Here is a 25,142-nt window from a genome sequence, read left to right on the forward strand (position 1 = left end):
ATCCCGTTCCATCCTCTCACTCTTTCCCTGCGCATTGACATAGCGAACACTGGACACGCGAAAAGCCGAAGCTCTGGATTGCCGCGTCGGCTTCGCCTCCTCGCCATGACGGCGGGTAGGAGAGGCTTGCCGAAAGTCTCCTCAAAAATGCAAGCCTCCACTCGGTCGCTCGTTCGAGGAAGGGCGAGGCGAAAACAGCGCAGATCAGGAGCGGTGGCGCGGTCGCCGCGGCGATGATGATCGTCAAGGAAGGTCTTACCCTGACGAAGGCTGCTGCGGCGATTTCCAGCGCTGGACGATCTGCTCAGCGAGGTCGGTGAGTTCCGCTGCCACCACGTCCGGGATAGGTACTTCTGCGGCGGGCAGAATCGCGTTGTGCGGACGTGTGACGAGTGCGCCGCGGCAGCCGGCAGCCTGGGCACCAATCGTATCCCATAAGTGACAGGCGACAAGGCACAGCGCCGACGTCTCAACGCGCAGTTCTTCGGCTACTTGACGGTAGGTCTCGGGGGCGGGCTTGAATTTGCGAACCGACTCGACACTGAAGGAGCGTTCGAAGAATTCGCCAATGCCGGCGCGTTCAAGCGGCGTCGGCGAAGAGGCGCTCGCCGAGTTGGTCAGGGTCACGAGCCTGAATCCCGCAGCGCGTAAGCGGCTGAGCGCGGGAACGACGTCGGCATGGGCCGGCATGGTGTTCATGCGCGTCTTCAGTTCCTCGATGTCGCCGTCGGCGATGCTGACGCCGTGGATTGACGCCAGCATGCGCAGGCTCCCGACGCCCAGTTCTCCGAACGGTGTGTACAGGCCCGAGAGGGTCATCGTTTGGGAGTAGAGAATCAATTGCGCAAACCACTCGCGCAACACGGACGGATCGCCAAAGACGCGCTCAAACAAGGGTTCGAGCGTGGTGATGTCGAGCAGCGTCTCATTGACGTCGAAAACGATGATCGAAGCAGCGGTGTCGTGGGCCATGGGGCATCCTTTTTTCGGTGTTGCTGTCGCATCATCGGCAATGCCAGCTTCCTGACAGAGCATTTCGACAGCGCAGATTGAGAAGTGGGAGGAGTCAGAACGGTAGATGGCTACTCGCCCCGAGCGATGGACGAATCAGGCCCCCTGGCGCCACGCAAACTGGCGCAGCGGCGCATTAACGGGGGTTCGCGCCAGGGGGTCAGTATAGTTCGACATCCTCTTCTGGGAGACACCCCGCATCGCCTCGAGAATCCGGCGATCGCGTCGCTTCGTCAACAACCGCCTGGCAGCGAAGCGAAAGAGCTTCACAGCTGCTGACTTTTCGGCCAGAATCTTGGCCTGCCACGGGCCGCATCACCGCTCTGGGGCTTGATTTGGGGCCATCGATCAAAGCAGGAGCTTGTAATCTTCGCGATGGCACGGGGTTTCCTGGCCGGGTTCGATGCCCTTCCCGGCAGCACAAGAAGACGTCGAAGGTGACGGAGAGAAGCGCAGGAGTGGCACGTCGAGCCGCGTTCTGCCTGGGCCATTATTCAAAACGGTCGACTGTTGCGACCTAGGATGGATCGCCATGAGCAAGATCACCGGCATCAAACCGACCCCCAGGCAGGCCATGGAATGGGTCAAGGAAGTCGGCAACGGCAAGCGCCGCCTGGTTTTCAGCGAGAATGCCGAGGCGCGGATGAAGCTCCGCCACATCGGTCGCCGACAGGTGCTGGAAACCTTGAAGAACGGCCTGGTCAGCGAGCCGCTGCACAAGGATGCGCGGGACGATTGGTGCTGTAACCTGAGCTGGTTCCATGCTGGCGCTCGCTTGACCGTCGGCGTGATCTTCAAGCTTGGCGAGGCCAGAGGAGAAAGCGCAGACGGCCAAAACGGCCCAGGCCGTGTTGAGGGTGGCGAGTTGGCCGTGGTGGCGACGGTAGTCGAGGGCTGAAATGAGCGACATGCTGAAATATGAAGACTGCGGCCTAAAAAAACATCTGGCTGGCGAGTGGTTTCGGCTACGAGGAGGTCGACGGGCTGGGGGCATGCCTCGAGATTTACGATATCGACGGCTTGCACCGGAGCATCGGTCATCACCTGGTCGACTACAAGCGGCGCCTGACCGGCGTCGAAATTCGCTTCCTTCGCCTCGAAATGGGCATGTCGCAGAAGCGGCTGGGTGACTGCCTGGGTGTCGACGAACAGAGCACTGCGCTCTGGGAGCGCGGCAAGCGCCGGCCAACAGTGGCTGCCGAGCGGATGCTGCGCCTGATGTACCTCGAGCATATCCACGGCACGACCCGCGTGACCGAGCTGATCGCCCAGTGGAATGACACCGATCGCCAGAAAGACGAAGCGCGCCAGGTGTTCGAAGAAACCGAAGCCGGCTGGCGACTGGCAGCGTAGGCGCCTGGCCGGCGAGTAGTCCCGGCGCCGAGTAGTCCCGGCGCCGAGAGTTCAGTGAGCGCGGCTCCGCCCCTGACAGTTGGCCTCAGCCTTAGGCGATTTCTGTCAAAGAACATACCATCTTGCTTGTCTTTTCGCCCGTCTTCTGTGTTACGACAACAGTCACGTAGTTCGACTATGCGCCTGTTGTCGCGCCTTGAAGCCGACCGAAAATCCGGCGCAATCTGGTACGTTCTTTTCCGGCAATCGCCTTACTTGTTTTCGTCCGCATCTGCCTGCTTTTCCGGCTTTCTCCGGACAGTACTGCGGACGGCGCCAAACGCCTGCACGGCGAGCAAGGCCAGGCTGCCGCCAACGACCCCCAGCAGCATTTCCAGGGACAGTGAGCTCAGTGCCGTGAGCACGCCGCCAACGCTGCTCACCGGGGTGGCGAGTTGAATGAGCTCGGCGACGTTTTCGATGAAGTGATGGACGGGCGGGATGCCGTGGCTGAGGATGCTTCCGCCGACCATGAACATCGCTGCCGTGCCGATCACGGTGAGCGCTTTCATCAGGCGCGGCGCCGCCAGCACGAGGCCTTTGCCGACCGCTTGCGCCAGCGCGCCGCTCTTCTTCAGCAGGTACAGCCCGAGGTCGTCCAGCTTGACGATGCCGGCGACGAGGCCATAAACGCCGACCGTCATCAGCACGCCGATTCCCGAAAGAACCGCCACCTGCGTCGTAAACGATGCGCCAGCGACGGTGCCCAGCGCGATGACCACGATCTCGGCCGAAAGCACGAAGTCGGTGCGGATCGCGCCCTTGATCTTCTCGGCTTCCAGGGCCGCCAGATCGATGTGTTCATCGCTTTGTGCCGCCGTTTGGTCGGCCTCTTGTGCCGGCTCCTCGCCCGTCGCAGCGCTTTTGCCGTGCAGCCACTTGTGGGCGATTTTCTCGACCCCTTCGAGGCACAGATAAAGGCCGCCGATCATCAGTAGCGGTGTCACTGCCCACGGAATGAAGCGGCTGATCGCCAGCGCCGCTGGCACCAGGATCAGCTTGTTCTTGAAGGAGCCGACGGCGACCGCCCAGACCACGGGCAACTCACGCTCGGCGCGCACGCCGGACACCTGCTGCGCATTCAGCGCCAGGTCGTCGCCGAGCACGCCAGCGGTTTTCTTGGCCGCCACCTTGGTCATTAGTGCGATGTCGTCGAGGACGCTGGCAATGTCATCGATCAGGGCAAGCAGGCTGGCTCCGGCCATCGTGGTCTCCAAGTACCGTGAAAGTCGCGTCCGCGACGGGTGAGCGCTGCCACGCCGCTGGCAGCCAGGAGTGCTGCGCATGATCCTCTACCGGCGGCGATAGCCAGGCGAGGCCGCTGGCTCAAGGTTCGCAAGTGTAGCTGCTCTGCAGGCTCATGCGGAGGCGGGGCGTTCGTCGGCAAGGGGGAAGCCTGGCCCGCGATCGCCAACGATTGTTCATTGCGACGATCGATCGGCCAGCATGCCGGCGCCGCTACGCTGCCTGGCTTGACTAGCGCGGCGTCCGGACTTGGCGTTATCCTGCATGCCTTGTGGCGCACGGACGCGCCGTGTACTCACTTTCACTCAACTCCGCTTGCCCAATCACCGCATGGAGACAATCGTGCCCGCACTCCTTCCCCAACCCGATCCCGACGGTCTGCTCGAATACTCGGTGGTCTATACCGACCGCGCCCTCAACCACATGTCGCGGCGCTTCCAGGGCGTGATGAACGACATCTCGCGGATCGTCAAGACGGTCTACAACGCCAAGGCTGCCATCGTCGTTCCCGGCAGCGGCACTTTCGGCATGGAAGCCGTCGCCCGCCAGTTTGCCACCAACAAGAAATGCCTGATCATCCGCAACGGCTGGTTCAGCTTTCGCTGGACGCAGATCCTCGACATGGGGCGGATAGCTTCCGAAAGCGTGGCCATGGTCGCGCGGCCGGTCGATCAGCAGCCGCAGGCAGCGTTCGCGCCGCCGCCGATCGAAGACGTCGTGGCCAGCATCCACGCCGAGAAGCCGGAAATCGTCTTCGCCCCGCACGTCGAAACCGCCTCCGGCTTGATGCTCCCCGACGATTACCTGCGTGCCATCGGCGCCGCCGTTCGTGCCGTTGATGGCCTCTTCATTCTTGATTGCATCGCCTCCGGAACCGTCTGGGTCGATATGGTCGCCAACGACGTCGACGTACTGATCAGCGCACCGCAGAAAGGCTGGAGCGGCTCCCCATGCTGCGCGCTGGTGGCGCTTGGCGAGCGCGCGCGTGCGTGCATCGACGCAAGCACCAGCAGCAGTTTTGCCTGCGACCTCAAGAAGTGGCTGCAGATCATGGAGGCCTACGAGAAAGGCGGTTTTGCCTATCACGCGACGCTGCCTACCGACGCCCTGGCAGGCTTGCGTGACGTAATGCTCGAAACCGAGGAATACGGTTTTGAGCGCGTCTGCAAGGAGCAGCAGCAACTCGGTCGCCGGGTTCGCGAGTTGCTCAGCAGCAAGGGCTTCAAGAGCGTCGCCGCGGAAGGATTCCAGGCGCCCGGCGTCGTCGTCAGCTATACCGACGATGCGGATATCCAGTCCGGCAAGAAGTTCGCCGCCAGCGGCGTGCAGATCGCCGCCGGGGTGCCCATGCAATGCGACGAGCCGGCGGATTTTCGCAGTTTCCGCATCGGACTGTTCGGCCTCGATAAACTGCACAACCCAGACCGGACCGTCAGCAGCCTGGCCGCTGCGCTCGAAGCGCTTGGCAGTTGAAACAAGGCAGGGAAAGGCTTTCCACTTGCCCTGCCGTGGTCGCCACACAGCGGGAAAAGGTAGCGGACGAGCGCAGGTTGATTAGTTAAAACTCAAGAAGAGCAGAGGAAACAGGTATGGAAGGAAGCACGCTCGCCGCGGTCGAGAAAGCCGCTACGCAAGTCCTCGATTACAGCAACATCGATCAGTTGATCGTGCTGGCGACGGAACAGGGGATGTCGATCGCCATGAAAGTCGTCGCCGCCATCCTGATTTTCGTTGTCGGCCGATGGCTGGCCCAACTGGTGACGAATCTTGCGCGCAAGGGTTTCCAGAAGACGGGCATGGAGGACACGCTCGAAAAATTCCTCGGCAACATGCTCAGTGCCGTGCTGCTGGTGGTGGTGATCATCGCCGCGATTGGCGCTCTCGGCGTGCAGACGACTTCGCTGCTCGCCGTGCTCGGTGCTGCCGGCCTGGCGGTCGGTCTGGCGCTGCAAGGCTCGCTGTCCAACTTCGCGTCTGGCGTGCTGATCGTCGCCTTCCGCCCGTACAAGGTCGGCGACTTCATCGAAGCCGCGGGAGTCGCCGGTACGGTCAAGGAAGTGCAGATTCTCACGACCATCATTCACTCCCCTGACAACAAGAAGATCCTGGTTCCCAACAGCCAGATCATGGCCGGGACGATCATCAACTATTCGGCCAACGACACGCGGCGCCTGGACATGATTGTCGGTTGCAGCTATGGCGACGATCTGGACGCGGTTCGCAAGCTGCTCAATGAGCTCGTCGCCAGCGACGAGCGCATCCTCAAGGAGCCCGCGCCGACGGTCGAAGTGGTCGCGCTCGCTGACCACAGCGTCAATTTTGTGGTCCGCCCCTGGGTCCATTCAGGCGACTACTGGGCGGTGCACTTCCATCTGCACGAACAGGTCAAGAAACGCTTCGATGCTGCCGGGCTGAACATCCCCTTCCCGCAGCGGGATGTGCACGTTTATCAGCAGCGGGCTGGCAGCTGATCCTTGGGCGGGAACGCGGCACAACGCTGGTGATCACGCCAGCGCGCCGACCGACGGGCAATTTCACCGTTCATAGCGTCTAGCGCTCGTCTAGCGCTCGTCGAGGACTTCGCCATGGCCGACTTCAAGAAGATCCGCATCATGATCTCCAGCCGTTGCTCATCGCTGGTCGCCGACGGCGAGCAGCAAGTGAGCATGACCGTTGTCCGCAAGCGCCTGCACGACAAGCTGTGCGCGGAGCCCCTGCTCGGCGAAGCCTTGTTCGAAGTCTGGATCTCGGACAATGCCCCGGACCAGTCGCAGGGCGACCTCGATACTGCCTGGAACCGCTCGCTCGAAGAGGTGCGCAAGGCCGACGTCGTTCTTGCCCTGTACACGGGCGAAGCCGGCTGGGCACCGAAAAGCGGCGAGATCGGCATCTGCCACGCCGAGTTTCAGGAGGTCTGGAACAACGGGCCGGCCCGGCTAAAAGTCGTGCGCGTCCTGGACGTCAAGTTTCCCGCCAGAAAATCGGCCGCCGAGAAGAAGGCCGACAAGATCTTCCAGGAGTACTTCCTGACCCTCAACCCGACTTCGCCGGAAGCGCGCAATGCCGAAGACATCGTCGCGCGCAGCCTGGAAGCCCTGCGCGAGGGGGTTGCCAGTCTGGTCAAACTGGGCGGTCGCGAAGCACGCAAGGGGCGCTTCGCCTACGGCACCGCCCTGGACTGGAGCCGGCTCGATTTCAGCAGCCGCAAGCAGGCCATGCAAGAAGCGCTCGGCGAAGCACTAAGCGACCTCGGCGCGAATGCGCTGTCCTCCGTCGCCGGCGGCTGGGACTGGCCGCTGGCGGGCGAATCGCTGCTCACCATCGTGCACGGCCTGCCGGCCGCTTTTGGCGTCGCCGCCGCGCGCGAACTGGTCGGGCAGCCTTTCCTGAAGGATCACAGCTACGTCCCGGGTGGTGCTACCCCGTCGCTGGCCGGGCCGGTGCATCTGGTCGCCTGCCTGAAAACGGTCAGCGAGTCGCAGGCCATGCGGCAACTGGGCTTCCCCGATGCGACCATCGTCGCCGCGCCTTTCGGCGTCTACGTGACCGACAAAGTACAGAAGATCCAGATGGTCTTCCTGGCCAACTGCCGCGACGCCACCACCACCCGTCATGCCCTGACGCGCCTGGTCGAATGGCTCGACTCGACCGGCGAGGAGGCCAATCTGGTCAGCCGCGCGCGCGGCAGGCGACGCATCGTCGATGCGGTGAAGCTCGCGCTGGATGAAGGGGTTCACTAGTGGCGGGTTGATTTCGGCTGGCGATCTGGAGACTGTAGTGAGGAGGGCGTAGGTTTGGTGACGGCCCTGGCCTGTACGATCTGTCGCGAAACAGGTGTTTTCCGCCAGATCGAGGCCCGTACCGCTATCGATTACGGTTATACTTCAATATAACTTGACTCGATAGAGGTGCACCATGCATACAACGAATCTGCGCAAGGTCGGCGGCTCAGTGATGCTGGCAGTTCCGCCAGCGTTCCTCGATCAACTTCAGCTGCAAGCAGGCGCCACGGTAGGAGTGGCCGTCACTGATGGCCGCTTGGTGATTGATCCTAAGCCCAGGCCGCGTTACACGCTGGCGGAACTGCTGGCCGCTTCGGATTATTCACAGCAGCAAGCGGCGGAAGAACGCGAATGGATCGATGCGCCCGCGGTCGGTGGGGAACTGATATGAGACGTGGTGACATCTACCTGGTCTCGCTTGATCCGACCGAAGGGCGCGAGCAACGCGGTAGCCGTCCAGTTCTGATCGTGTCGCCTGCCGCGTTCAACGAGGCAACCAGGTTGCCGGTGGTCTGCCCGATCACCAGCGGCGGTGGCTTCGCCAGGCGAATTGCCTTCGCTGTCCCCGTGACTGGCATCAGAACGACCGGCGTAGTTCGCTGCGATCAGCCGCGTGTGCTCGATCTTGGGGCGCGCAATGGGCGCAAGGTGGACACCTTGCCAGCATCGACCATGGAAGAGGTGCTGGCGAAACTTGCCCCGATTTTTGAGTGAGCAATAACGAGGCAGGCGGGCGGGCAGGTGGGCAAGCGGACGCTCTGCTCCATCCGGTCTACAATGCGCTCATCCCCTTGCTCATCAGTCCCTGTTTCGCCAGTGCGCTGGCTATCGACCATTCCCTCTCATGACCCTCCACTCGAACATCGACCAGCATAGCGGCGCGCTGGCACTCCTGCTGCCGCTCACCGAGTTGTTGCCCGAAAATTACGCGCAATATCGTCCACTGCTCGCGGATGGCCTGGCTTTCTTCCTGCAGCGCCTTTCGCCAGTCCGTCAGCAAGCCATTGTTGCCGCACAAATTGAACTGCCGAGATCTGCCAGTCGTGAGCGGCGTGTAATCAGCCTGTTTCGTCTCTGCCCGACCCTGCACAAGCTGGGGCAGGTGGTGGCCCACGACCGGCGCCTGTCGGCCGATTTGCGCCAGCGTTTGCAGGAACTCGAAACGCTGGCGCCGACCGATTCGCTGGCGGCGGTGCAGCCGCTGCTCGATCGCGAAGTAGGTCCTGTCGCCGGTCTGCAGTTGGGGCAGGAGACAATCGCCGAGGGCAGCGTCGCCGTGGTCGTGCCTTTCGTCTGGCAGCAGGCGCAGGATGCAGCGCCGCAGCGCGGCGTCTTCAAGGTGCTGCGGCCGGGTGTGCAGGAGCGGCTGGAGGAAGAACTCGCCATCTGGCCCTTGCTCGGCACATTCCTGGAAGAACGCTGCGCCCACCACGGCCTGCCGGTACTCGACTACGCTAATACCCTGGAAACGGTTGCCCGCCTGCTCGCCAACGAAGTTCGTCTGGACCAGGAACAGGAGCACCTGCGGCAGGCGGCGGATTTCTATGCCGCTTCACCGGATATCCTTATCCCCCGCCTGTTTCCCTTCTGTACGCCCTTGGTGACGGCGATGGAAAGGGTTGATGGCTGCAAGGTGACCCACCAGGACTTGCCGGCCGCAGAAATGCGCCAGCGTGCCGAGCGGGTGATCAGGGCTTTGCTGGCCCAGCCCTTCTGGGGCAGTGGCGAGACGGGAGCGATGTTTCATGCCGACCCGCACGCCGGCAACCTCTTGGCGACGCCAGATGGACGTCTGGCGATTATCGACTGGGCACTCACCACACGCTTGACGAAGGCCCAATGCGAAGCGGTCGTGCAACTCGGTCTGGGGGCTGTGACGCTCAACGAGACGCGGGTGTGCAGGGCCATCGCGGCGCTCGGCCAGGTGGTCGACGAAGCCCGCGTGCGACTCGCGGTAGGTGCAGCGATTGAGCAGGTGCGTGCTGGTCGCTTTCCCGGCTTCGACTGGATGACGTCGCTGCTGGATAGTCTGGCAGCAAGCTCGGCGGTGCGTTTTCCGGAGGAGATCGCGCTTTTTCGCAAGGCCTTGCTGACGCTGTCGGGGGTTGCCGCCGATGTTTCCGAGCACATGGCGATCGATCGCGTGCTCGTCCGCCACGGCGCGGGCAGCTTCCTGCAAGGCCTCCTGCGGCGCCCATGGGCCTGGGCGGATTCCCGCGCTGTCGGCGGCCATCTGTCGACCGTCGACCTGGTGGGGCTCTGCGTCGACCTGCCGGCGACCACGCTGCGTTTTCTGGCGGGAGATCGCAGCGGGTCTGGTGGCCTGGCAGGACGGCACGCCGTGCATCCCGGCGCGGAGCCGAGCAAGCGGTCAGTGGAGGGCGTGTCGTGCGAGAGAGGGCTTTGGCTGTGCAAAGCAGAGGGGTTGCAGTAGCTTGAGACGTTCTTTTTTTGTTTCTGCAGGGTGTTTGTTCGCCATTTTTTGGACGGCTCGCTGATCAGTTGGTCGCTGACGGACACCGCGTTTTCAAAATCAATTTCAATGCTGGCGACGTCGCCTATTGGGGTTTTCGGCCGGCGTGGAATTTTCGCGGCGAGTTGTCCGGCCTGCGCGACTTTCTCGACGACAAATACCGCCGCTTCGGAATCACCGACCAGGTTCTGTTTGGTGACCGGCGTCCAGTGCATAGACCCGCCGTCGATCATGGCTCGGCTCTGGGCATGCGCACGCACGTTTTCGAAGAAGGCTACTTGCGGCCTTACTGGGTGACTCTCGAGCGCGAGGGGGTCAATGGTCACTCGCTGCTGCCGCGTGATCCCGACTGGTTTCGCCGCGTTGGCGCGAAGTTGCCGGATTACGGTGACGGCGAGCCGTTTCATTCGCCGTTCCGAGTACGTGCGGCACATGATGTGGCCTACCATCTCGCCGGATCCGTCAATGCCGTCGCCTTTCCGCGCTACCAAAGGCATGCGCCGCTCAACGCGGCGCTCGAGTACGCCGGCTACGCCGGGCGCTTTTCGATGCTGCACTTTCGCAAGTCGAAAGACCAGGCCTTGATCGACAAACTCGTCAGCAGCGGCGTGCCGTACTACCTTTTGCCACTGCAACTGAACAGCGACGCACAGATTCGCGATCATTGCCGATTCGACGACATGAGCGGCGTCATGGAATTCGTGCTGGAGTCCTTCGCTACGCACGCGGCTGGCGACGCACGCCTGGTGATCAAGAACCATCCGGCCGACGCCGGCCTGGTGAATTTCCGTCGCGTGATCGCCGCTCTGGAAAAGCGCTTCGGACTGGCCGGACGCATCGCCTACCTGGAGAGCGGCGATCTAGGCCCCTTGCTGCAGCACGCGCAAGGCGTGGTCACCGTGAATAGCACCGTCGGTCTCCTCTCGCTGGCCGCGGGATGTCCGACCGTGACCCTGAGCGACCCCATCTACAATCTTCCCGGGCTCACTTTTCAGGGGCCTGTCGACGATTTCTGGACCCATGCCGGCAAGCCCGAACGCGAGCTTTTCCGCTTTTTCCGCAATACGGTGATTCACGCCACCCAGGTCAATGGCGGCTTCTATTCCGCCCAGGCAATCCGCATGGCCGTCGCCAACTGCCGCCGCTTTCTTGAACCACAGCGCTCACCGCTGGACGAGTTGTTGTGAGCCTCGCTACACGACCGCAAACGGTGCTCATCACGGGTGCCACCGGCGGTATCGGCGGCGCGCTGGCGATGGCCTATGCCGAGGCGGGCAGTACGCTGATCCTGCAGGGGCGCAATGCTGCGCGGCTGGCAGAGTTGGCGGCGGCTTGTCAGGCGCGCGGCGCGCGGGTGCTGATCCAAGTGCTCGACCTGCGTGATCGCCGGGCACTGGCGAACTGGCTGAACGACCTTTGCGGATCAGAACGGCTCGATCTGGTGATCGTCAACGCGGGCGTAAACACGAATATCGGGCCAGCCGGCGCGGGCGAACACTGGCCGGATGTCGAGGAACTCATCGAGGTGAACGTCCTGGCAGTAATGGCCACGGTCGATGCGGTGCTGCCGGCGATGCGCGCCCGCGGGCAAGGTCAGATTGCCCTGATCAGTTCGCTGGCCGCGTATTACGGGCTGCCGGTGACGCCCAGCTACTGCGCCAGCAAGGCGGCGATCAAGACTTACGGTGAAGCGATACGTGGCTGGCTGGCAGGCGAAGGGGTGCAGGTGAGCGTGGTCATGCCGGGCTATGTCGAATCGAAGATGTGCCGCGAGATGCCGGGGCCGAAGCCTTTCCTGTGGACTCCGGAACGAGCGGCGCGTACCATCCGGCGCGGTCTGGCGCGCAATCAGGCGCGCATCAGCTTTCCGTTTCCCCTCAACTTCGGGACCTGGTGGCTGTCGGTCCTGCCGTCGGCGGTCTCGCAACGCATTCTGCGCCTGCTCGATTACGGTGGCTGATTCCTTCTGGTCGGCGGTTGCCCCGTCTGCGCTCGCTGGCGCCGGCCTTTGCCTGCTACTTGAACGCTTGCTGAGACCAGCTGTGCGGCCCTTCTGGAAGCGGCCTCTGGCGGCGCTGGCGATTCATCTTGGCGTCTGGCTGGGCTTGTTTACTTGCCTATTGCTGGTTCTTCAGCGGCCGCTCTTTGCCGCCAGCGCGCTGCTCGCCGGGATGCTGTTTCTGGTGCTGGTCAGCAACGCCAAATACCACACCTTGCGCGAACCCTTCATTTTTCAGGATTTCGAGTACTTCAGCGACGTCTTCAAGCACCCGCGCCTGTACCTGCCCTTTCTCGGCGCGGGGAAGGCGGCGCTTGCCGTGCTGGCGTTTGGTGGCGCAGTCTATGCGGGGCTGGCCCTGGAGGAATCCTTGTTGCTGGTCCTGTCGGTCGGCGACTTTCTGACCGGGTCGGCAATGCTCGCGCTGGCAGCGGGCCTTGTGCTGTGGTGGGCGGCGCGGAGCAAGCTGGCGGTGACATTCGAAGCGGCAAGCGACCTGTGCCGGCTGGGCCTGCTTTGCGCCATGTGGCGCTATGGCGAGGAGGAGTTGCTGCCTTGCCCCTTGCATTCGCCGTTTGACGGCGGGAGCGCAGGCGCCACGAATGTCACGAATGCCGCGCACCCAAGCCGAGACAAACCCGCGCATCTGGTCGTCGTGCAGAGCGAGTCCTTCTTCGATCCGCGGCGGCTCGACGCGGGAATCCGTAGCGAGGTCCTGCGGGAGTTTGACGCTTTGCAGGCTGAGGCAGCTTGCAGCGGACAACTCGAGGTCGCTGCCTGGGGCGCCAATACCGTGCGCACCGAGTTTGCTTTCCTGTCTGGACTCGCCGGCGAGTCACTGCGGGTGCATCGCTTCAATCCTTATCGTCGGCTGGCGCGGCAGGGGGTGGCGACCCTGGCCAGTTTCCTGCAAGCCCGCGGTTACCGGACCCTCTGCGTCCATCCCTACGCGGCGAGCTTCTACGACCGCCACAAGGTCTTTCCACGCCTTGGCTTCGATGAGTTCATTGATATCCGCAGCTTCATGGACGCAGCAAGGAGTGGGCCTTACGTCGGGGACCTGGCCGTCGCCGAGAAAGTCTGCTCCCTGCTGAAGGGCGCTAGCGAGCAGCCACTCTTCGTCTTTGTCATCAGCATGGAGAACCATGGGCCCCTGCATCTCGAGAAAGTGCGGTCCGATGAGGCGGAGCGCTTCTACTCAAGGCCGCCACCGGCTGGCTGCGACGAGCTGACCATCTACCTGCGTCATTTGCGCAATGCGGACCGCATGGCGGGCATGCTGCGCGCCGGGCTCGCGGCTTTGCCGGGCCGCAGTGGCCTGTGCTGGTACGGCGATCACGTGCCGATCATGCCGGATGTCTACCGGACCCTGGGCGCGCCCGCGGGGCAGACCGATTACTTCATCTGGCGGAAGAACGGTCAGCCGAAGCCGGGGATACGGCGCGATTTGAAGGTCGAGGACCTGGGCAGCCTGTTTCTGCAGGAAATGGGCTTGCTTACTGCTCAGAGCCTGCCGAGTTCCTCCGCCAAGGCCTCGACGGTTTGCTGAATCTGCAGTTCGCTATGCTCGCAGGAGATGAAAAAGCGTAAGCGGGCGGATTTCTCCGGCACTGCCGGGTAAAGGATCGGCTGCACATTGATGCCGCGCTCGAAGAGGGCGGCAGCCAGGCGTGCCGCCTTGATCGAGCTGCCGGTAATTGCCGGAATTACCGCGAAGCCGGCGCAAGTCCCGGTATCAACGCCGGCCGCTTTGGCTTGCGCCAGGAAGAATCGGCCGCGTGCCTGCAGTGCGGCGACGCGCTCGGGCTCGCGTTGCATTACTTGCAGCGCGGCAAGCGAGGCCGCGGCAACCGGCGGTGGCATGCCGACGCTATAGAGAAAGCCGGGCGCCAGGAATTTGAGGTGTTCGACCAGCGCGGCTTCGCCGGCGATATAGCCGCCGCATCCCGCCAGGGCCTTGCTCAGGGTGCCCATCCAGATGTCGACCTCGGCGCTGTGCAGGCCGAAGTGCTCCCTGATGCCGAGTCCTGTGGCGCCCATGACGCCGAAGGAGTGGGCTTCGTCGACCATCAGGAAGGCGCGATGCTTGTTCTTGATGGCCACGAAGCGGGGCAGGTCGGGATAGTCGCCATCCATGCTGTAGATCCCTTCCAGAACGATCAGCACTCTCTGGAAGTGCTGGCGCTGCTGGTTGAGAATGGTATCCAGTGCCTCCGGGTTATTGTGCGGAAACGACAGGCGGCGGGCGCCAGAGAGGCTGATTCCCTGCACGACGCTGTTATGGATCAGCTCGTCGTGAACCACCAGATCCTGGGCGGCGAAGAGATGGCCGATGGTGGTGACGTTGGCGGCGTGGCCGCTGACGAAGGTGATCGCATCGTCGGTCCCGTAGGCACGGGCGATGGCATCTTCCAGCTCGCGGTGCAGCGCTCGCTCACCAGAGACCAGGCGGCTGGCTGAAACCGAGGTCCCGTAACGATCAATGGCCTGCTTGGCGGCCTCGGAGATCTCGGCATGTCCCGAGAGCGCGAGATAGTTGTAGCTCGCGAAGTTGATGTAGTCGCGGCCGTCGATGCGCGTGCTGGCGCCAGCGATACCTTCGTGGAGCTTGAAGAAGGGGCTGTCGATGCCGAGGCGAGTCGCGCCTTCGCTGATGATGCGAATCTGCTGGTAGCCGGGATGCAGGTGAAAGCGGTAGTGCTGCTCGGGAGTGGTGGCGGCACCGCTGGGCGTCCGCGCCGGGGCGTCGTAGTTCTTCCCTTGATCGGCCTGGCGGAGCCGGCGCTCGAGCGCCTGCTGGATGAGCTTGTCCTTGATCTGGGCGGTGAGCCCTGGCAATCCTTTGCGTACCATCCTAGTCGATCACCTTGGCAGTCGCCGCGGCCCGTGCGGTCCGTAGGTCCTTGACCACTCCGGCGATCACTTCTGGCGAAGCGTCGGCGCCCTGCTGCCTGGCCACCTCTTGCGTCTGCGCCAGCAGCAGCGCTTGCTGATCCGACTCGCCAGCGTCGTCGGCTCCGCGCAACTGCTGGATCACTCGCGCCGCCAGTTTCCTAATCGTCGGACTCTGGCTCAAGGCCATTACCGGCAGGCGAATACCGAAACGAGATTCGAGGGCGATCATCAGTTCGACGCCCATCAGCGAGTCCAGGCCCATGTCGTAGAGCGAACGCTCGGGGTCGATCTTGTCTGCGCCAACGCGCAGGATCTCGCCGATTTCGTTGCGCAGGATGTCCGAGAAGGTGGCCAGAAGCTCGTCATCGGAGAGTTCGGCGAGCAGTCGCTGAATGTCTTCCGAGTGATCCTCCTGCCCGTCGCGGTCTTCGGCATGCCAGGCCAGTTCCTGGAATTTTGGACTGCTGGCGCTCGGCAGCAGGCGGCTGAGCGCATGCCAGTCAAATTCGAGCACCGCCAGTCCGGAGCGATCGGCGAGCAGCATGCCTTCCAGGGCGTCGAGAGCGGTTGCCGAGTTGAGAGCGCCGCCACCCATGCGGCTTTGCAGGGCGTCCTTGATTTTTTCATTGCGGGCCAGGAAGCCGACGTCGTCGATCGGGCCCCAGCCGACACTGGTGGCGCACAGACCGAGTGCGCGGCGATGTTCTGCAAGCGCTTCGAGGAAGGCGTTCGCCGCTACGTAGCTGGCTTGTCCAGGATTGCCGAAGACGGTGGTCGCCGACGAAAAGAGAATGAAGAGGTCGAGCGGGCAGTCGCGCGTCAGCTCATCGAGGTTGCGGGCACCGAGGATCTTGGGGGCGAGCACGCGGCGCATCTGCGCGGCGTCGAGATTGCGCACCAGACCGTCATCGATGACCGCCGCCGCGTGTACCACTCCTTTCAGCGGCGGCAGGCTGCGCGCCGTTTCCGCCAGCAAGGCCGCCAGTTCGGCGCGCTTGCTGACGTCGCAGGCAGCGGCGTGCACGCGTACCCCTTGCCTTTCAAGGCGTGCAATGGCGCTGCGGGCTTCGTCGGATTGTTCGGATTGCGGACCGCTACGGCTGATCAGGATCAGCTGGCGGGCGCCTTTGCTGGCCAGCCACTCGGCAGTTCGCAGACCGAAACCCTGCAGGCCACCGGAAACCAGATACGAGCCGTCAGCCGCCAGCTGCAGGTGCCGACGCGTTGGCGCTTTCGGTAGATACACGTCGTTGATGCCGTGACGATAGGTGATGACGATCTTGCCGATCTGGCGTGCCTGTTGCATATAGCGGAAAGCGTCGACCACGTCCTCGGCTTCGAAGGCGCGATAGGGGAGGGGGTGGAGAACACCATCGGCAAACAGCGCCATGATCTCGGCGAAAAGGCGGCGCGTCAGATCGGGGCGGACCAGCATCAACTGGTCGGCATCGATGCCGAAGTAGCTGACGTTGTTACGGAAGGGGCGCAGGCCGATCCTGGTGTTTTCGTAGAAGTCGCGTTTGCCGAGTTCAAGAAAACGACCGAAAGGTTTCAGGACCTGAAAATTTCGGTTGATCGCTTCGCCGGCCAGTGAGTTGAGGACGACATCGACGCCTTGCCCACCGGTTTGGGCCATGATCTGGTCGGCAAAAGTAAGCGAACGCGAGTCGAAAATATGATCGACGCCGAGCAGGCGCAGGAAATCACGCTTCTCGTCGGAGCCGGCGGTGGCGTAGATTTCGGCGCCGAGCCACTTGGCGACCTGGACCGCAGCAATCCCGACGCCGCCGGCGGCTCCGTGGATCAGCACCTTTTCGTCGGCTTGCAGCTGTGCCAGATGATGCAGCGCGTAATAGACGGTGAAGAAGGTGCTGGGGATCGTCGCCGCGGCTTCGAAGGAGATGTCGGGTGGCAGATGGGCAATGGCTGCGGCTTGGGTGATCACCCGGTTGCCGAAGCTGGAGGGGCCGAAGCCGACGACTTCATCGCCGGCATTGAAAATGCTGTCCTCGCTGCCTCTGCCGCTGACGACGCCGGCAAATTCGAAACCAAGCGTTGGCCCGGCAAAGCCGTTTTCGATGGCTTCGTCGGAAAGCAGCCCGAGCGCATACATGACGTCGCGGAAGTTCAGACCGGTGGCGCGCACATCGACTTCGATCTCGCCGGGTGCAAGTTCGCGGCGTGGGTGCGCTTCCCAGCGCAGATTCCGCAGTTGTCCGGGAAGCTGGAAGCCGAGCGACAGGGTGGGCTGCTCCAGGGCTACGTGTACCTGCCCGTCGGGGCGCTCTTCGCTACACAGGCGCAAGGCGTAGCGCTCACCGCCGGACGTCAGCACCACCTCCTGCTCGTCATCCGGCTGCTCGAATTCCTTGTCCAGCGCCGTTGCTGCCGTTTCAACGCTCAGCGGCGTTTGCAGGTCAATCAGGCGGATGGCACAGTGGTCGGCCTCGTTGAGCATCGTCCGGCCAAATCCCCACAGCGCGCTGTCCGCAGCGAGGCTTGCCGCGGGCGTCGCGCCGGTGTGCTTGGGCAGCAGGCTGCCGGCAGCATTGGCGGTAATCAGCCAGCAGGTGGTTTTCGTTTGCGTGCTTGTACAGGCCTGGAAGATGTCCGCAGCTGTCGCACAGCGGGCAAGCTGGCGATCGAAAACCTTGTCGGTGGCGTCGGCAAGCGCGTCGTCCGGCTCGGCAACGATGCCGGTGAGATGGACGATGCCGTCGAGTTCGCCGTAGTTGGCCGTGGTTTCACGGAGCAGCGCTTCGATCTGCGTGCTTCCGCCGGCGCGGGCCTCGATGACCAGATCGCCGCGCGCTTGCAGCTTCTTGCTCAGCTGGTCGGAAAGTTGCGCCGAAAAACCATCCGCATCGGCGAACAGGATCCAGCTACGCAGCGTCGACCGTGGCGTGTTGCTTGGCGACGTGTCGCTTGCGCTGCGCTGGCCGAGCAGCAAGTAGGGACCGGACAAGGTGTCTGGCGAGAACTCGAAAGGCTCGTTCGCCGAAAAGCCGGCTTCCTGCAATTGCTGTAGCCAGAAATGGCTGGGCCGTTGACTCGACTGCCAGCGACCGCTTTCCGCTTGCGACCAGCCCGCCCGTTGCGCGCCGAATACGAAGTCGATCCAGCGCGACGGGTGCTGGCCGACGACGATCAGCGAAGCGTCCGCAGCGAGGCGGCTACGCGCGTAATCAATGGCCTGGAGGGCCTGCTCGACGCTGTCGAAATCAAGCACGACGATGGCCAGTGCGCAGCTTCCGGCTCCCCCCCGTGCCATTGCCAGCGGCTTCCGAGGCGCCGCCAATGAGCTGCGTGGCGATGGCTGGCGAGCATTCCTTGAGTTTGGCGGCCACCTCGTCCAGAGTGCTCGCCGAGGTAGTGGCGAAGCAATAGTCGGCACGGTTGAAGTCGAGGGCGGTGCACGCATCCATGACAAACGCTGGCCCGCCGGCGCTGATCTCGACGATGCCCAGGCGCCGCCCGGCGGGCAAATCCTGCAATCCCCGGCCAATCAGCTCGCGCAGCGCGTGGCCAATCTTCTGTTTACCGTTGCTTCCGAGTACCTGCCGCAACAGCGTTGCCAGCGACGACTCTTGCGGGCAGAGGTCGCGCAGCGTCCGCTGGCCGGCCAGGAGTTCGCCGAGATGCATCCCGACCAGCCCGACCGAATGCACGATCTGAAAATAGTCCGGATCGTCGGCGACCAGGCTGTTCCAGATATCCTGCGCTGAGGACTGGTCGCGCTGATCCGGCACGATCTTCCAGCCATCGGCGGTAGCGGCCAGAGAGCGATCGTCCTCGGCCAGCGACAGCAGTTGCGCCAGATACGGTTCGAGCTCCGGGGCGGCGGTCGCGCAGGCGCGGAGGGTATGCGCTGGCAGGCTCTGCCCATCGGGCGAAAGTGCTTGCAGGGCCAGCCGGCTGAAGCGGCTGCACAGACTGTCGAGCAGCGGATCGACCTCTTCCGAATAGCGGCGATGGCTTCCCTTCAGCGCCGCCCGTCTGACCAGATCAGAGAGCGCAGCCCTGACGCTGGCGTAAGCGATGCTCGGGCTGGCAGCGGGCGTCAGCGGGTGTGGCCTGGGGGTGGCGTGGTAAGCGAGACAGCGTAGTTGGTCGGCAGCATTGCGGCTCAGACGCACACTGCGGAAGCGGACGTCGCTGACGACGGCGATGGTGCTCCCATCGGCCGCGAAAATCGCGAACTCCGCTTGCAGCGAACGTGCGCTCCGCCTGAGCAATGTCGCCCGCGCATGGCTCGGCCTGGCCAAGCCGCTGCGCACGGCGATGCGGCCCATGCGCACGGGCACGAAGGCCAGTCCCGCGTGGGTTTCGACGGCGTTTTTCAGCAGCTGGAAAATGAGTTGGAAAGCGCAATCCAGGAGCGCTGGATGGAGGTGGTGCGAGGCTAGTTGGCTGTCGACGCTGGCCGCGATGCGATACACCGCCAGGACCGAGCTCCCTTGTACCCAGCCGTGCTCGATGCACTGGAAGGCCGGGCCATAGGCGATACCAACGGCGCGCGTCAGTGCCGCGTGGCTGCGGGCATCGAAATCCGGGGTCCGGCTGGGCAGGGCGGGCCCTCTCTCGCGCAGCAGGATGTCGTCGGTGTCGTGCAGCAAGCGTGCCGTCGTGTGCAAGGTCCAGGGATCGCTGGCGAGTTGCTCCCGGCTGCTAATGGTCAGACTGCCGTCCTGCGCATCGATCGTCGTGCGCACGCTTGTCGAGCGCTCGTCGCTGAGCAACAGCGGCGTGCGGATTTCGAGATTCTCGATGACCGCGACCGCGTCTGGATGCCACGCCGCAGCGGCCGCCAGAGCAATCTCGGCGAAAGCGGAACCTGGGAAAACGGTGGCCTCACCAACGACATGGTCGGCGAGCACCGGATACAGTTGCGTATCGAGCTCATTTTCCCAGGTAAGTTCGTGCTGCGGCAGCGGATAGCCGAGCAGCGGGTGCAGCTTGCGCCGATAAATCAGTCCGCCCGATGCCGCAGTGACCGGATGCCAGTGGCGTTCTCGCTGCCAGGGATAGCTGGGTAGCTGCACGAAGCGACCCGGTTGCGGGAAGAACTGCTGCCAATCAGGGTCGCATCCGGCGATGATCGCCTGGCTGGCGGCACCCCAGACGCTTTGTGGCGAGTCGTCGGCAGGGCGGACGGTGCCGATCACGCGGCCCTCGATCGCCCGTTCTTTCAGGCAGTCGTTGAGGTAGCTGCGCAGGATCGGATTGGGGCCGATTTCGACGAAGATGTTTGCGCCGTCGTCCAGGATGGCGTTGATCGCCGACTCGAAGAGAACCGGTTTGCGGATGTTCTGCCACCAGTATTCGGCATCGAGCTGGCGGCCACTGAGCCGCTTGCCGCTGACCGTGGAGCAGAAGGGCAATTCACCTTCCCGTGGTTCGAGCTCTGCCAGTACGTCCTTGAGTTCGACTTCGATGCCGTCCATGGCCGCGCTGTGAAACGCGTAATCGAGGTCCAGTCGCTTGTAAAAGAGGTTTCGCCCTTCCAGGGCAGCTTCCAGAATGGTGAGCTGCTCGGGGTCACCGGCGATGGTCACGCCGCGCGCGCTGTTGACACCGGCGATGGCGAGCCGCGCTGCGAGGCCCAATTCGGCGAGCAGGGCCTGGGCGGCCTCTTGCCCGAGGGCGATGGCGCACATCTGTCCCTGGCCCTTGGTCGTTCCCTGCAGGCGGCTGCGCTGGTAGATGACGTGCACGGCTTCGGCGAGGCTCAGCGCGCCTGATGCCCAGGCGGCAGCGACTTCACCGACACTGTGGCCGGCGACGACGGTCGGCGCGAGTCCGCGCTGGGTGAGCATGCGCGTGATTCCCACCTGCATGGCGAACAGCACTGGCTGGGCGATTTCAGTCCGCTCGTAGCGGTTTTCTTCGCCGTTGACGCCGGCAAGTTCGTCTTCCAGCGAATAGTCCGCATGACGACGGAAGAAGGCGTCGACCTCGCGGACCGCGGCGCGGAACACGGGTTCTTCGCCCAGCAGGCGCTTGCCCATACCCGCCCACTGCGAGCCGTTTCCCGTGTAGATGAAGGCCAGGCCCACCGGCTTCGCCAAGCTGCTGCCGGTCTCCAGCGTAGCTGCTGCTGTGCTCGCGCTCACCGTGTGCGCTGGCGTCGCCGTGGTGATCTCCTTCCTTCCCTCGGCGAAGTCCAGCAAAGCCTCGGCGATGGTCGTCGCGTCCTGGCCGAAAACGAGGGCCTGCTGCGGGTGCCGCTCACGACGGAACGCCGCGCTATAGGCAAGGTCGTAGAGCGCGTGTTCCGGCTGTTCTGTCAGGAAAGCGGCGAGCTCGCGTGCCGCTGCCTGCAGCGCCGCGCTGTCCCGTGCCGAGACGATCAGCGGTAGCAGGCCTGCGGCCGATGTTTGCGGGGTCTTGGCGTCGGCCGGCTGATGGCTTTCGAGAATGACGTGCGCGTTCGATCCGCCAAAACCGAAGGAGTTGACGCCGATGATCAACTTGCCGGACTGCTTCAGCGCAAGCGGCCTGGTGACCACTTCGATGTTCCACTCGGCAAGCTTGATGTGCGGATTGGGGGTTTCGACGCCGATGGTCGCCGGGACCACTCGATGCTTGATGCAGTGCAGGGCTTTGACCAGGCCGGCAACGCCGGAGGCGGTTTCAAGATGGCCCAGATTGCTCTTCACCGAGCCGATCGGCAGTGGCTTGCCGAGGGCGCGGCGCTTGCCCAGGGCCTCGCCGATGGCCAGGGACTCAATCGGGTCGCCGACCGCCGTGCCGGTGCCATGCGCTTCGAGGTAATCAATCGCCTGCGGATCAATGCCCGCCTGCGCGTAGATCTGTTCGAGCAGCGCTGCCTGTACGCGTGGGTTGGGAACCGTCAGGCCCGATTTGCGGCCATCGGTATTGACCGCCGAGCCGGCCACGACGGCCAGGATCGGGTCGCCATCGGCGAGCGCCTGATCATAGTCCTTGAGAAAGAAGACGCCGCCGCCTTCCGAACGCACGTAACCGTCGCCGGAAGCATCGAAGACGCTGCAGCGGCCGCGCGGGGAAAGCATCGTGGCCTTGGCAAAAACAAGGAAGCCGTAGGGATGGAGATGCAGGCTGATGCCGCCGGCAAGCGCCTGCGTGCTTTCCCCGGAAAGAATCGAGCGACAGGCCTGGTGGAAGGCGACCATCGACGACGAGCAGGCGGTGTCGATGGCCATGCTCGGCCCGCGCAGATCGAAGACGTAGGAGATACGGTTGGCGGCAATGCTGGCGGTGTTGCCGGTGGCCGTCATCGAGTCGATGACGGCGAGATCGTCAGCCAGGCGATAGGAGTAGTCCGCGCTGGCGATTCCGATGTAGACGCCGCAACGGCTAGCGCGCAAGGAGGAGGGCTTGATTCCCGAGTTCTCGATCGCTTCCCAGCTCATTTCGAGCAGCAAGCGTTGCTGCGGGTCCATCAGCGCGGCTTCGCGCGGCGAAATGCCAAAGAAGGACGCGTCGAAAGTCGCGATGTCGCCCAATGAGCCGGCGGCAAAGGTGTAGCTGGTCCCCGGATGGTTGCGGCGCGGATGCAGGAAGCTGTCCTGCGCCCAACGCCCGGGATCGACCTCGCTTACCAGGTCGCGACAGTCGAGCAGGTCTTGCCAGTACTGGCTGGTGCTTGTACCCGGCATTCGGAAGGAATAGCCGGTGATGGCCACGCGCCCGGTCATTGGTGGTCTCTTCTCCGTTGCTGTCGGCGATGCCCGAAGTGCCCATTCTGGCCGCTCCGAGAGTCGGGGTGGGGACGGTCAGTGCTGGCGAGCTTCACACGCCCGGTTTGCCGGCAGAAGCGCCATACGCTCGGGGTGACCGGAGGACGGGCGCGAGCGACGAAGGCGTGCGGCGCTTCTCGGCAGAGTCGGAAATCCGGCCATGAGCGTTACCGCCATGACTTCCCGTATAAGCGTGAGGTGCGAAAGCGAAACCAAGTCCCGGCAAAGGAGTTGTCCGTAGTCAAGTTCCGTGCCTTCTGTTTGTCGCTGTGCCGAAGGCGGTGCCGCGAAAGGAGACGAGAATTGGCGACAAGTAACGATTCCCTGCTGGTTTCGACGTTTCGAGTTTTTGGGGCGATGTACGGGGCTCGAACCCGTGACCACTGGAATCACAATCCAGTGCTCTACCAACTGAGCTAACACCGCCACTGATCTGGCGCGCCCGGCGAGACTCGAACTCACGACCCCCGGCTTAGAAGGCCGGTGCTCTATCCGGTTGAGCTACGGGCGCCTGTACGAGGGTTCCTTTGCAGGACTTCCCGCGGGTACTGCCTTTTTTTGACACATGTACCACTGGTCGGGGCGGTGGGATTCGAACTCACGACCCTCTGCTCCCAAAGCAGATGCGCTACCAGGCTGCGCTACGCCCCGAGGAAGCGCGCATTCTACAAGCTGACATCACGGCGGTCAATGAGGTCCGGCATGAATTTGATGACTATGCAAGCCGCCAGGATTTTCGGCGTTCAGGCGCAGGATCTGTGCTGCTGGCTTTTCTCCTGGGCAGGTCGGCGTGGGCTTTGACAGTGCCCAGTTGGCGAAGATGATTTCGGCGAAGAGGCGGTCAGAACTTGACCCCGCTTCCCGGCTGCGGTATATCCCTGAAGCGGTGTCGATCGATGGGTGTTCAGCGCGAGCACCCTCTCTTTACTGGTGTGCCGGCAGACGGCGACCTATGAAAACTGAGAAACCTTGGGGAGCGGCAATGGAACGTGAAGCGATGGAGTATGACGTAGTGATTGTCGGTGCGGGGCCGGCAGGCTTGAGTGCGGCGATTCGTCTCAAGCAGCTCAATTCCGAGCTGTCGGTCATGGTGCTGGAGAAAGGCTCGGAGGTCGGTGCGCACATCCTCTCCGGCGCCCTGTTCGAGAGCCGCGCGCTTGACGAATTGCTACCCGACTGGCAGGCCCTGGGTGCGCCGCTGCAGACCCCGGTCAGCGAAGATCAGGTGTATCTGTATCGCAGTGCAACCGCGGCCGTCAAGCTGCCCGCGTTTGCCGTGCCGGCACCGATGCACAACACCGGCAATTACATCATCAGCCTGGGCAGCCTGTGCCGTTGGCTGGGCGAACAGGCGGAAGCCCTGGGCGTCGAGATCTTCCCGGGTTTCGCAGCTGCCGAGTTGCTCTATCACGACGACGCCTCGGTGAAGGGTGTGGCCACCGGTGATCTGGGACGTGACAAGCATGGCGAGCCAAAGGACAATTTCCAGCCGGGCCTCGAACTGCACGCCAAGTACACGCTGTTCGCCGAAGGCGCGCGCGGACAGTTGGGCAAGGAACTGATCGCCAGATTCGATTTGGCGGCTGGCGCTACCGCCCAACACTACGGTCTCGGGATCAAGGAACTGTGGGAGATCGAAGCGGCGAAACACCAGGCTGGCCTGGTCGTACATGGCGCTGGCTGGCCGCTTAGCGAACATGGCGCTACCGGCGGCTCCTTCCTCTATCACCTGGCCGACAATCAGGTCGCCGTGGGGCTGATCGCCGATCTCAACTACGCCAATCCCTATCTATCGCCGTTCGAGGAATTTCAGCGTTTCAAGTCGCAGGCTCAGATCAAGAAGTATCTGGAAGGCGGCAAACGCTTGTGCTACGGGGCGCGCGCCATCACCAAGGGGGGGCTCAACAGCCTGCCCAAGCAGAGTTTCCCTGGCGGGCTGTTGATCGGCTGTGACGCCGGGACGCTGAATTTCGCCAAGATCAAGGGTATTCATACAGCCATGAAGTCGGCCATGCTGGCCGCCGAAACCGTGCACACCGCGCTGCAGGCGGACCCTGAAGGGCGCAGTGATCTGGTCGCCTACGAGCAGAACTTCAAGGCTTCCTGGTTGTACGCCGAACTCCACCAGGCGCGCAATTTCGGGCCGGCGCTGCACAAGTTCGGCACTTTTGCCGGCGGTGCCTTCAACTGGATTGAGCACAATCTCTTTGGCGGTCGCATGTTCTTCACCCTCAAGGACGAAAGCAGCGACCACGAACAATTACAGCCCGCGGCGAGTCATCAGCCGATCCAGTACGCGCGGCCAGACGGCGTCTTGAGCTTCGATCGCCTGTCGTCGGTATTCATTTCCAATACGGCGCACGAGGAGGAGCAACCGGTTCATCTGCAGTTGCTCGACAGCAGCAAGGCGATTTCTGTCAACTTCAATGAATACGCTTCGCCCGAGCAGCGTTATTGCCCGGCGGGGGTCTATGAAATCGTCGAAGAGGCCGCCGGCCCGCGTTTGCAGATCAATGCCTCGAACTGCGTTCACTGCAAGACCTGCGACATCAAGGATCCGACCCAGAACATCCGTTGGGTAGCGCCCGAGGGAGGCGGTGGGCCGAACTATCCGAACATGTAAG

The 25,142-nt window shown here is 63.3% G+C and carries 15 protein-coding genes, 3 tRNA genes and 1 pseudogene; 12 read left to right on the forward strand and 7 right to left on the reverse strand.

What is annotated here, in order from left to right:
* Positions 1 to 255 precede the first annotated feature (255 nt).
* Positions 256 to 972, reverse strand: coding sequence for a haloacid dehalogenase type II (locus E4Q23_RS17065; RefSeq protein WP_169067754.1), 717 nt, complete (start codon positions 970 to 972; stop codon positions 256 to 258).
* Positions 973 to 1,543: 571 nt separating this feature from the next.
* Here E4Q23_RS17065 and E4Q23_RS17070 point away from each other — a divergent pair.
* Positions 1,544 to 1,909 carry a DUF4258 domain-containing protein gene (locus E4Q23_RS17070; protein ID WP_169067755.1) on the forward strand — a complete coding sequence of 122 codons (366 nt, stop codon included), beginning with the start codon at positions 1,544 to 1,546 and terminating at the stop codon, positions 1,907 to 1,909.
* A gap of 122 nt (positions 1,910 to 2,031) precedes the next feature.
* A complete protein-coding gene (locus E4Q23_RS17075) occupies positions 2,032 to 2,364 on the forward strand; it encodes a helix-turn-helix domain-containing protein (protein ID WP_169067756.1) in 333 nt (110 codons plus the stop codon).
* Between the two features lie 251 nt (positions 2,365 to 2,615).
* Here the strand turns inward: E4Q23_RS17075 and E4Q23_RS17080 are convergent, their stop codons facing one another.
* Positions 2,616 to 3,608 carry a DUF808 domain-containing protein gene (locus E4Q23_RS17080; RefSeq protein WP_169067757.1) on the reverse strand — a complete coding sequence of 331 codons (993 nt, stop codon included), beginning with the start codon at positions 3,606 to 3,608 and terminating at the stop codon, positions 2,616 to 2,618.
* A 382-nt stretch (positions 3,609 to 3,990) separates the two neighbouring features.
* Here E4Q23_RS17080 and E4Q23_RS17085 point away from each other — a divergent pair, with 382 nt between their 5' ends.
* The 9 genes from E4Q23_RS17085 (at position 3,991) to E4Q23_RS17125 (ending at position 13,451) form a co-directional block, all read left to right on the forward strand.
* Complete coding sequence (locus E4Q23_RS17085; RefSeq protein ID WP_169067758.1) at positions 3,991 to 5,121, forward strand: aminotransferase class V-fold PLP-dependent enzyme; 1,131 nt, start codon at positions 3,991 to 3,993, stop codon at positions 5,119 to 5,121.
* Positions 5,122 to 5,237: 116 nt separating this feature from the next.
* Positions 5,238 to 6,119 carry a mechanosensitive ion channel family protein gene (locus tag E4Q23_RS17090; protein WP_248595530.1) on the forward strand — a complete coding sequence of 294 codons (882 nt, stop codon included), beginning with the start codon at positions 5,238 to 5,240 and terminating at the stop codon, positions 6,117 to 6,119.
* A gap of 114 nt (positions 6,120 to 6,233) precedes the next feature.
* Positions 6,234 to 7,388, forward strand: a complete 1,155-nt coding sequence (locus E4Q23_RS17095; RefSeq protein WP_169067759.1) for a hypothetical protein — start codon at positions 6,234 to 6,236, stop codon at positions 7,386 to 7,388.
* A gap of 175 nt (positions 7,389 to 7,563) precedes the next feature.
* Complete coding sequence (locus E4Q23_RS17100) at positions 7,564 to 7,821, forward strand: AbrB/MazE/SpoVT family DNA-binding domain-containing protein (protein WP_169067760.1); 258 nt, start codon at positions 7,564 to 7,566, stop codon at positions 7,819 to 7,821.
* Positions 7,818 to 8,144, forward strand: a complete 327-nt coding sequence (locus E4Q23_RS17105) for a type II toxin-antitoxin system PemK/MazF family toxin (RefSeq protein ID WP_169067761.1) — start codon at positions 7,818 to 7,820, stop codon at positions 8,142 to 8,144. The genes E4Q23_RS17100 and E4Q23_RS17105 overlap by 4 nt, the downstream gene beginning before the upstream one ends.
* Positions 8,145 to 8,274: 130 nt before the next feature.
* Positions 8,275 to 9,864 carry an AarF/UbiB family protein gene (locus E4Q23_RS17110; protein WP_169067762.1) on the forward strand — a complete coding sequence of 530 codons (1,590 nt, stop codon included), beginning with the start codon at positions 8,275 to 8,277 and terminating at the stop codon, positions 9,862 to 9,864.
* A 68-nt stretch (positions 9,865 to 9,932) separates the two neighbouring features.
* Positions 9,933 to 11,090: a capsule biosynthesis protein gene (locus E4Q23_RS17115; protein ID WP_248595531.1), complete on the forward strand. Its 1,158-nt coding sequence runs from the start codon at positions 9,933 to 9,935 to the stop codon at positions 11,088 to 11,090.
* Complete coding sequence (locus E4Q23_RS17120; RefSeq protein WP_169067764.1) at positions 11,087 to 11,863, forward strand: SDR family NAD(P)-dependent oxidoreductase; 777 nt, start codon at positions 11,087 to 11,089, stop codon at positions 11,861 to 11,863. Before E4Q23_RS17115 ends, E4Q23_RS17120 begins: the two co-directional genes overlap by 4 nt.
* A complete protein-coding gene (locus tag E4Q23_RS17125) occupies positions 11,856 to 13,451 on the forward strand; it encodes a sulfatase-like hydrolase/transferase (RefSeq protein WP_169067765.1) in 1,596 nt (531 codons plus the stop codon). Before E4Q23_RS17120 ends, E4Q23_RS17125 begins: the two co-directional genes overlap by 8 nt.
* Here the strand turns inward: E4Q23_RS17125 and E4Q23_RS17130 are convergent.
* The 5 genes and pseudogenes from E4Q23_RS17130 to E4Q23_RS17155 all read right to left on the reverse strand — a co-directional run bounded on the left by E4Q23_RS17130 (position 13,406) and on the right by E4Q23_RS17155 (position 23,169).
* Positions 13,406 to 14,755: an aminotransferase class I/II-fold pyridoxal phosphate-dependent enzyme gene (locus E4Q23_RS17130; protein WP_169067766.1), complete on the reverse strand. Its 1,350-nt coding sequence runs from the start codon at positions 14,753 to 14,755 to the stop codon at positions 13,406 to 13,408. The two genes, E4Q23_RS17125 and E4Q23_RS17130, sit on opposite strands and share 46 nt — an antisense overlap.
* Position 14,756: 1 nt before the next feature.
* Positions 14,757 to 22,476 (reverse strand): annotated as a pseudogene (locus tag E4Q23_RS25335) (SDR family NAD(P)-dependent oxidoreductase).
* A 392-nt stretch (positions 22,477 to 22,868) separates the two neighbouring features.
* A tRNA-His gene (locus tag E4Q23_RS17145) sits at positions 22,869 to 22,944 on the reverse strand.
* A gap of 8 nt (positions 22,945 to 22,952) precedes the next feature.
* A tRNA-Arg gene (locus E4Q23_RS17150) sits at positions 22,953 to 23,029 on the reverse strand.
* A gap of 63 nt (positions 23,030 to 23,092) precedes the next feature.
* A tRNA-Pro gene (locus E4Q23_RS17155) sits at positions 23,093 to 23,169 on the reverse strand.
* Positions 23,170 to 23,500: 331 nt separating this feature from the next.
* Here E4Q23_RS17155 and E4Q23_RS17160 point away from each other — a divergent pair.
* Entirely contained in the window at positions 23,501 to 25,141 is a 1,641-nt protein-coding gene (locus tag E4Q23_RS17160; RefSeq protein WP_169067769.1) for an electron transfer flavoprotein-ubiquinone oxidoreductase, read from the forward strand.
* The last annotated feature ends 1 nt before the right edge of the window (position 25,142 follow it).

This window comes from Candidatus Accumulibacter phosphatis (genome assembly GCF_012939955.1).
GTDB classification, from domain to species: Bacteria; Pseudomonadota; Gammaproteobacteria; order Burkholderiales; family Rhodocyclaceae; genus Accumulibacter; species Accumulibacter delftensis.